At 64.2% G+C, this 7627-nt stretch carries 8 protein-coding genes; 1 reads left to right on the top strand and 7 read right to left on the bottom strand.

Features of this window, described 5'->3' with window-relative positions:
• Window positions 1-347 (bottom strand): AAA family ATPase (locus EOD07_RS15070; RefSeq protein WP_164772261.1); only part of this gene is annotated, 347 nt, incomplete at its 3' end.
• Between the two features lie 25 nt (window positions 348-372).
• Window positions 373-1491, bottom strand: a complete 1119-nt coding sequence (gene dnaN, locus EOD07_RS15075) for a DNA polymerase III subunit beta (RefSeq protein WP_073989394.1) — start codon at window positions 1489-1491, stop codon at window positions 373-375.
• Between dnaN and EOD07_RS15080 the strand changes: the two genes are divergently transcribed.
• Complete coding sequence (locus EOD07_RS15080) at window positions 1490-1708, top strand: hypothetical protein (protein WP_127236034.1); 219 nt, start codon at window positions 1490-1492, stop codon at window positions 1706-1708. The genes dnaN and EOD07_RS15080 overlap by 2 nt on opposite strands.
• On the opposite strand, the gene dnaA is transcribed toward EOD07_RS15080, so the two are convergent.
• The 5 genes from dnaA to EOD07_RS15105 all read right to left on the bottom strand — a co-directional run bounded on the left by dnaA (window position 1692) and on the right by EOD07_RS15105 (window position 7498).
• Window positions 1692-3239 (bottom strand): chromosomal replication initiator protein DnaA, encoded by a 1548-nt coding sequence (gene dnaA, locus EOD07_RS15085; RefSeq protein WP_127236035.1) that lies wholly within the window; start codon window positions 3237-3239, stop codon window positions 1692-1694. The genes EOD07_RS15080 and dnaA overlap by 17 nt on opposite strands.
• A gap of 842 nt (window positions 3240-4081) precedes the next feature.
• Window positions 4082-4348 (bottom strand): 30S ribosomal protein S20, encoded by a 267-nt coding sequence (gene rpsT / locus EOD07_RS15090; RefSeq protein ID WP_040985913.1) that lies wholly within the window; start codon window positions 4346-4348, stop codon window positions 4082-4084.
• A 209-nt stretch (window positions 4349-4557) separates the two neighbouring features.
• The gene (locus EOD07_RS15095) at window positions 4558-5331 is read right to left on the bottom strand and encodes an enoyl-CoA hydratase (RefSeq protein ID WP_127236036.1); all 774 of its coding nucleotides are present in this window, start codon (window positions 5329-5331) and stop codon (window positions 4558-4560) included.
• A 45-nt stretch (window positions 5332-5376) separates the two neighbouring features.
• Window positions 5377-6267: a bifunctional DNA-formamidopyrimidine glycosylase/DNA-(apurinic or apyrimidinic site) lyase gene (gene mutM / locus EOD07_RS15100; RefSeq protein ID WP_127236037.1), complete on the bottom strand. Its 891-nt coding sequence runs from the start codon at window positions 6265-6267 to the stop codon at window positions 5377-5379.
• Window positions 6260-7498: a phosphopentomutase gene (locus EOD07_RS15105; protein ID WP_127236038.1), complete on the bottom strand. Its 1239-nt coding sequence runs from the start codon at window positions 7496-7498 to the stop codon at window positions 6260-6262. The genes mutM and EOD07_RS15105 overlap by 8 nt, the downstream gene beginning before the upstream one ends.
• Between the last annotated feature and the right edge of the window lie 129 nt (window positions 7499-7627).

Below are 7627 nucleotides of genomic sequence, written 5' to 3' on the forward strand. Positions count from 1 at the left end.
CCGTTGATCCGCACCTTCCTGCCGCCTTCGCCGGCGGCGTCGCCGCCGGAAATGCCGGTGCCGATCTCGACCTGGCCTTCCGGCCCCTCGATGCGCGCATGCAGGGCGAAGCCGCCATCGCCGCCTTCGCGCGCCACATCCGCATAGGGCGCGCGGCGCAGGCCCCGGCCAGGCGTCAGGAACGAGATCGCTTCCAGGAGATTGGTCTTGCCCGCGCCGTTGTCGCCCGACAGCACCACCGCGCCGGGCGCAAGGTCGAGTGAAAGCGCCGCGTAGTTACGGAAATTCGTAAGCGTCAGCTTACTTACATAGCTTTGCTGCCGAAGCTGTTTCGCATCCGCGGTCACGGCGACATATACGCCTGTCCCGGACCTAGACCCGCATCGGCATCAGCACATAGAGCGCGGTTTCGTCGGCCATGTCATGGATCAGCGTCGGCGAACCGGCGTCGGCCAGCATGAACTTGGCCTCCGAGCCGGTGAGTTGGGCGGCGACGTCGAGCAGGTATTTGGCGTTGAAGCCGATCTCGATCGGGTCCGACGAATAGTCGGCCGCCAGCTCCTCGGTGGCGCTGCCCGAGTCGGGGTTGTTGACGGCTAAGGTCAGCTGGCCGTCATTGATCGACAGTTTCACCGCCCGGCCGCGTTCGGAGGAAATGGTCGAAACGCGGTCCACCGCCGCGGCGAAGCTCTGGCGGTCTATGATCAGCTTCTTGTCGTTGCCGGTCGGGATGACGCGCTGATAGTCGGGGAAGGTGCCGTCGATCAGCTTCGAGGTCAAAACGACGCTGCCGATGGTGAAGCGGATCTTGGTGTCCGACAGCTCCGTGGTCACCGCCACATCGGGATCGTCGACCAGCTTCTGCAGCTCGCTCACCGTCTTGCGCGGGATGATGATGCCGGGCATGCCTTCGGAGCCTGCCGGCGCGTCGATCTCGGCACGCGCCAGGCGGTGACCGTCGGTGGCCACCGAGCGCAGCTTCAGCTTGCCGCCGACTTCAACGGTGTGCAGGTAGATGCCGTTGAGGTAGTAGCGCGTTTCCTCGGTCGAGATGGCGAACTGGGTCTTGTCGATCAGCCCCTTGAGCGCTGCCGATTCCAGCCGGAAGATATGCGAGAACGAACCGGCCGAAAGCTCCGGGAAGTCGGATTGCGGCAGGCACTGCAGACGGAAGCTCGAACGGCCGGAGGTGACGGTCATCGCGTTGCCGTCCTCGTCCGTCTTCAGCATCACCTCGGCGCCGTCGGAAAGCTTGCGCACGATGTCGTAGAGCAGATGCGCCGGCACCGTCGTCGCGCCGCCACGCTCGACCTTGGCGGGCGTCGCCTCCGTCACTTCGAGGTCGAGGTCGGTCGCCTTCATCTCGAGGCTGGCGCCCTCGGCGCTGAGCAGCACGTTGGACAGGATCGGAATGGTGTTGCGCCGCTCGACCACGCGATGGACGTGGTTGAGGGACTTCAGGAGATTTGACCGTTCCAGGATAACACGCATGACCAAACAGGCTCGCTTCAAGAATGAACGGGTCACCGGCAGGCGGCATCCCGCGAAAGCCCTGAAAGGCTTCCAGAATCTCTGTAAGCTGACAGTAAAAAGCCTGCGAACGCAAGCCCGCGGCACCGGTTACGGCCGGCAGCGCGGGCTTTCTGGGGATAAAGCCGGCGAAGCGCGCCGCCGGCTATTTCTGCGCCCCCTCAGGCCTGGTCGTTGATCAGCCTTCTGAGCAGTTCGAGTTCCTGCGCCAGCGTGTTGTCCGCGCCCGAAAGGTCCTCGATCTTACGCACGGCATGGAGCACCGTCGTGTGATCGCGGCCACCGAAGCGCCGCCCGATCTCCGGCAATGAGCGCGGCGTCATCACCTTCGACAGATACATCGCCACCTGCCGCGGCTTGACGATCGTGCGCGTGCGCCGGTTGGACAGAAGCTCCGTCTTCGACACGTTGTAGTGACGCGCCACGATGCGCTGGATGTCCTCGATGCGCACCCGCTTCGGCTCGCCGGAGCGGTAGATGTGACCGAGGATCTCGTCGATGCGGTCGATGGTGATCTGCGGCTCGAACGACTGGCGGAACAGAAGCTGGTTGAAAGCGCCTTCGAGCTCACGCCCGCTGCCGGTCACCGTGCGCGCGACGTGCTCCAGGATTTCGTCGGAGATGTCGAGCGAGGTGTCATCGGTCTTGGCGGTGGCGCGGCGCAGCTTCAGCATGCCGAGCCGCATGGCGAAATCAGGCGCCGACATTTCCAGCGCCACGCCTCCATTCAGTCGCGAACGCACGCGCGGCTCCAGCGATTCCAGTTCCGACGGCGGCCGGTCGGCCGCGACCACGACCTGTTTGGCGCTGTCGAGCAGCATGTTGATGAGGTGGCAGAATTCGTGCTGGATCGACTTGCCCTGCAGGAACTGCATGTCGTCGATGATCAGGAGATCGATGTCGCGCAGCTGCTCTTTCAGCGTCAGCGCATTGTTGTCGCGGATCGCGGTGGCGAAGCGCCACATGAAATATTCCGCGGTCAGGTAGACGACGCGCGACTTCGGGTTGTGCCGTAGCGACTCCGCCGCGATCGCCTGCAGCAGGTGCGTCTTGCCGAGCCCGACGGTCGCATGCAGGAAAAGCGGGTTGAAACGCACCGCGCTCGACTGCGATTCCGCCACCGCCCTGGCCGCGGCGAAGGCCACCCTGTTCGACGGTCCTTCGATGAAGGAGGCGAAAGTGTAGCGCGGGTCGAGAGGCGACCCCAGCACATTGTGGCGGAACTCCGGTTCCGCGGGCGCGCCCGGGCGCGGCGCCGGCGCCCGTTGTTCCACGCGCCCGGCGCTCGCGGTGCCGTTGGCGAGCGCGGTATGCGTCTGCTTGGTCATCTTGCGCGCCGGCGCCACTTCCGGCTCGACATGGTTGCGCCCCTGGCGCGTGGCGGTGCGCACGACGATCTCGATCTTGAGGACGTCCGGATCCTCATGCCGCCACAGCTCCGCGATGAGCTCGAGATAATGACCGTTGATCCAGGACCGCAGGAAGGCTGTAGGCACGGAGATGCGGACAATGCCGCGGGAGGCCTCGGCGACCTTCATGCGACCGAACCAGCTCGAATAGACCTCGGCTCCAAGGCGCGCCTTCAGTTGGGCCTTGACCCGCTCGAACTTCTGTTCCGCGTCGCTGGATACCGCCACGTCGTCCCCTTTGACAAAAGTTGCCGGAAATGGGAGCTCGCCCGCTATCTCCCTCTCGATGCCGCTTTGCATGATCAAAGTTCCTTGTCTTCTCGTACCCTTTTTCCCGCCGGGAATGCGCCTCCTGCATTCTTGGTCCGGCGACCTCATTTGCTGCGTTGCCGCTGCCGCCGCCGGCAACGACCGTCGCAACTCGCGCAAGGGACCAGCTGCCGGCTCCGCACGCCGGCTTTCGACAAAGCCAAGGCAATACGCTACCCTCCGGCGAAAACGCCGGCGAGACATCGATCGCCATGTACAATTACGCCAGTCCCCTACCCGCACCGAAGAGACAAACCAAGCCACGCGCGGAATTGCTCCACGTCATGAATTCCGCCATTTTGTGCTGGCCGATTCAGGCTGGGTCAGGGGCTAAAGCCCGTCCCTTCGATGGATGGACATTACCGAAATCGCTGTGGATAGGGCAAGGCCACATCTAACGGTTTTTTAACGAATCTGGTTACCGGACGGGGCTTGAAATCGGGTGCCGGGACGGCACGTTTTGACAAAGCCATTGTGATTCAAACCCTTTTCCGGCGAATATGAAAAAGGCCGCCTGAAACGAAATATTCTGAAATAATTCTCTTGACAGCTACTTCTCCCCTGCCGCTCGACCGTGAGTTGAACAAGCTGTGGATGACCCGCCGTAAGTCCATGAAAAAACTACGGATTTTCTGACAGACAAATTTGGGCAGTTGCCGCGGGGAGGGCGTGCCGATATCAGCGGCACTGAATATGCCGGCAAAACATTACTGGCATTGGAATCGCGTCACAAGCGTTGCTCGCGAGCGATTTTTTTAAGTACTTGCCGGCAAACGAAAAAACCCGGCCTGCGCGGCCGGGTTTCCACATCGATGGATTAAGGATTAAGTCGGTCAGGCCGACAGCGTCTTGACCCGCTGGGCCAGCCGCGAAACCTTGCGGGAAGCCGTGTTCTTGTGGACAACGCCCTTGGTGGCGGCGCGCATCAATTCCGGCTCCGCCGCCTTGAAGGCTTCCACTGCCGCGGCCTTGTCGCCGGCGGCCAGCGCCTCTTCGACCTTGCGGACATAAGTGCGGACACGCGAGCGACGGTTCTTGTTGACCGCCGCGCGGCGGGCGATCTTGCGCGTTGCCTTTTTGGCCGAAGACGTGTTGGCCATGATGCCTCTCTTCTGATCTGGTGGGCGCCAGCGGGGTGCCGCAGGGCGCAAAAAACAAACGGGCAGCCACAGGGCCGCCTCGGTTGGTGCGGCTTATAGTTCAGCTTTTCCGGCGCGTCAACGCCACTTGGCAGTCTTTTTGGGCGGCCTTTTTGGAGACTGAAAGCGCGGCGCGCCGTCATCCGCTTTCAATCATCGGGCGGCACGCCCTAGCGGTTGGTGAAATTCGGCTTCCGCTTCTCGACGAAGGCGGCCATGCCTTCCTTCTGGTCGTCGAGCGCAAACAGCGAATGGAACAGACGGCGTTCGAAGCGCAGCCCCTCGGCGAGCGTCGTCTCGTAAGCGCGGTTGACGGCCTCCTTGGCCATCATCACCGATGGCAGCGAGAACTCGGCGATCTTCGCCGCCGCCTTCAGCGCTTCCTCGGTGAGCTCGGCGACCGGAACCACCCGCGATACCAGTCCGCTCCGCTCGGCTTCGGCCGCGTCCATCATCCGCCCGGTGAGGCACATGTCCATCGCCTTCGACTTGCCGACGAAGCGGGTCAGCCGCTGCGACCCGCCCATGCCCGGCATGACGCCTAGCGTGATTTCGGGTTGGCCGAATCTGGCGTTGTCGCCGGCGATGATGAAGTCGCACATCATGGCCAGCTCGCAGCCGCCGCCGAGTGCATAGCCCGCGACCGCCGCGATGATGGGCTTGCGCGTGCGCGTGAATTCCTCCCAGCCGACGAAGAAGTCCTGGCTGTAGGCGTCGGCGAAGGACAGCGCCTGCATTTCCTTGATGTCGGCGCCGGCGGCAAACGCCTTTTCCGAGCCCGTGAGCACCATCGCGCCGATCGCGGGATCGGCGTTGAACGCGCTCGCCGCCGCCACGACCTCGGCGAGCACTTGCGAATTCAGCGCATTGAGCGCCTTGGGCCGGTTCAGCGTGATCAGCCCGACCTTGCCGCGTGTTTCCACGATAATGGTTTCATAGGTCATGCTTCGCTTCCTTCCGCGGCGGTGGTGATCGATACCGTTCCTAGCTTACCGCTGACAGGTCCGGCAATAGAAGGTCGAGCGGCCGCTTTGCACGATGCGCTCGACGTGGCCGCGGCAGCCCGGCTTCTGGCACGGCTCCCCCTCGCGATCGTAGACCGCGAAGGAATGCTGGAAATAGCCGAGCGATCCGTCGGCCTGGACATAATCGCGCAGCGAGGAGCCGCCGGCGGCGATCGCATCGGCGATGACCGAGCGGATCGCCTCGGCGAGGCGTTCGCTTTGTTCCTTCGCCTTCTTGGCCGACCCGGCGATGGTGCCGGCTTCGCGCAGCGGCGAGAGCCCGGCGCGCCACAGTGCTTCCGAGACATAAATATTGCCGAGCCCGGCGATCAGCCGCTGGTCAAGCAGCGCCGCCTTGAGCGGCGATCTGCGATCCTTCAGCAGCGAGGCGAGCAAGGGGCCGTCGAGCGCGTTGCCAGTTGGCTCGATGCCGAGTCCCGCCAGCATCGGATGCGCGTCCGGCGCGCCTTCGGCAAACAGCATGAAGCCGAAGCGGCGCGGGTCGTTGAAGATGACGCGGGAGCGCTTGCCTTTTTCCGAGACGACGTCGAACACGACATGGTCGTGCACTGCGCTTTTTGAGCGCTCGTGATGGAAGGCGCCGGGGATGTCGCTGCTCGCGGCGGCCTCGACCCGGAACGATCCCGACATGCCGAGATGACAGATGAGCACCGGGCCGTCTTCGATATGCATCGTCAGATATTTGGCGCGCCGGCCAAGCGCCGTCACGGTCTTGCCGGCAAGCCGCTCCGAAAAGCGCTCGGGAAAAGGAAAGCGAAGGTCGGGCCTGCGTGCCTCGACCTTGACGAGCCGTGCCCCTTCCAGGACCGGCTGCAGTCCGCGCCGGACCGTCTCGACCTCAGGCAGCTCAGGCATGGCCGCCTATCGTCGCGAGGAAGGATGTCCCATGGCGGCCGGTTGCCAGGCCGAGATGATCCGCGACGGTTTCGCCGATGTCGGCGAAGGTCGGCCTCAGTCCGATGTCGCCGCCCTTCAGCCCCGGCCCGATGCCGATCACCGGAACGCGTTCGCGCGTATGGTCGGTGCCGCGCCAGGTCGGATCGTTGCCATGGTCGGCGGTAAGGATGAGAAGGTCGCCCGGCCTGATGCGCGAAAATGCCTCCGGCAGCCGGCGGTCGAAGGCCTCGAGCGCCGCGGCATAGCCGGCGACATCGCGCCGGTGGCCGAACTCGGTATCGAAATCGACGAAATTGGCAAAGACCAGGTCGCCGTCGCCGGCATCGTCCATCGCGCCGAGCGCCTTGTCGAACATCGCCATGTTGCCGCCGGCCTTGCGCACTTCCGAAATGCCGCGATGAGCGAAGATGTCGCCGATCTTGCCGACGGCGATGACCTTGCTGCCGCGCCCGGTCAGCCGGTCGAGCAGGGTCGGCTCCGGCGGCGGCACCGCGTAGTCGCGGCGATTGTGGGTACGCTGGAACGTGGCGGGCGTCTCGCCCACGAACGGCCGCGCGATCACGCGCCCGATCTTCAAGGGGTCGACCAGCCGACGCACTGTGAGGCATAGCTCATAAAGCCGCTCCAGGCCGAAATGCGTTTCATGCGCGGCGATCTGCAACACGGAGTCCACCGAAGTATAGCAGATCGGCTTGCCGGTACGGATATGCTCCTCGCCGAAACGCTCGATGATCTCGGTCCCGGGCGCATGGCAGTTGCCGAGGATGCCCGGCAGCTTGCCCTCGCGGATGATCGCTTCGGTCAGTCCGGCCGGAAAGGCCGGCACCGTGTCGGGGAAATAGCCCCAGTCGAAACGCACCGGCAGGCCGGCGATCTCCCAGTGGCCGGAGGGCGTATCCTTGCCGCTCGACACTTCCTGGGCGGCGCCGTGAAAAGCCGAGGCGATCGGCGGCGCGTCGATGGCGGTTCTCAATCCCGTCGCGGTTTGCGCCGCCCGACCAAGCCCGAGCGACATCATGTTGGGCACCGCGAGCGGCCCGCTGCGCAGGCCGTCCCGGTCGGCGCGACCGTCGGCGCAGGCCTTGAATATATGTCCGAACGTGTCGGCACCGGCATCGCCATAGCGTTCCGCGTCGGCCGCGCCGCCGATGCCGAAAGAATCGAGAACGAACAGGAACGCGCGCGCCATGGGTATCTTTGTTGTCAGTCCTGGCCGCCAGACATAAGGTTCCCCGGCGGTGTTGGCAAATCGGAAACCAAACCGCAACGGCCTGGCGCCATAGTTGCGGCGAGGCGCAAGTGCGGCGGGAGGGAAGCA

It is taken from the genome of Mesorhizobium sp. M2C.T.Ca.TU.002.02.1.1 (assembly GCF_003997225.1).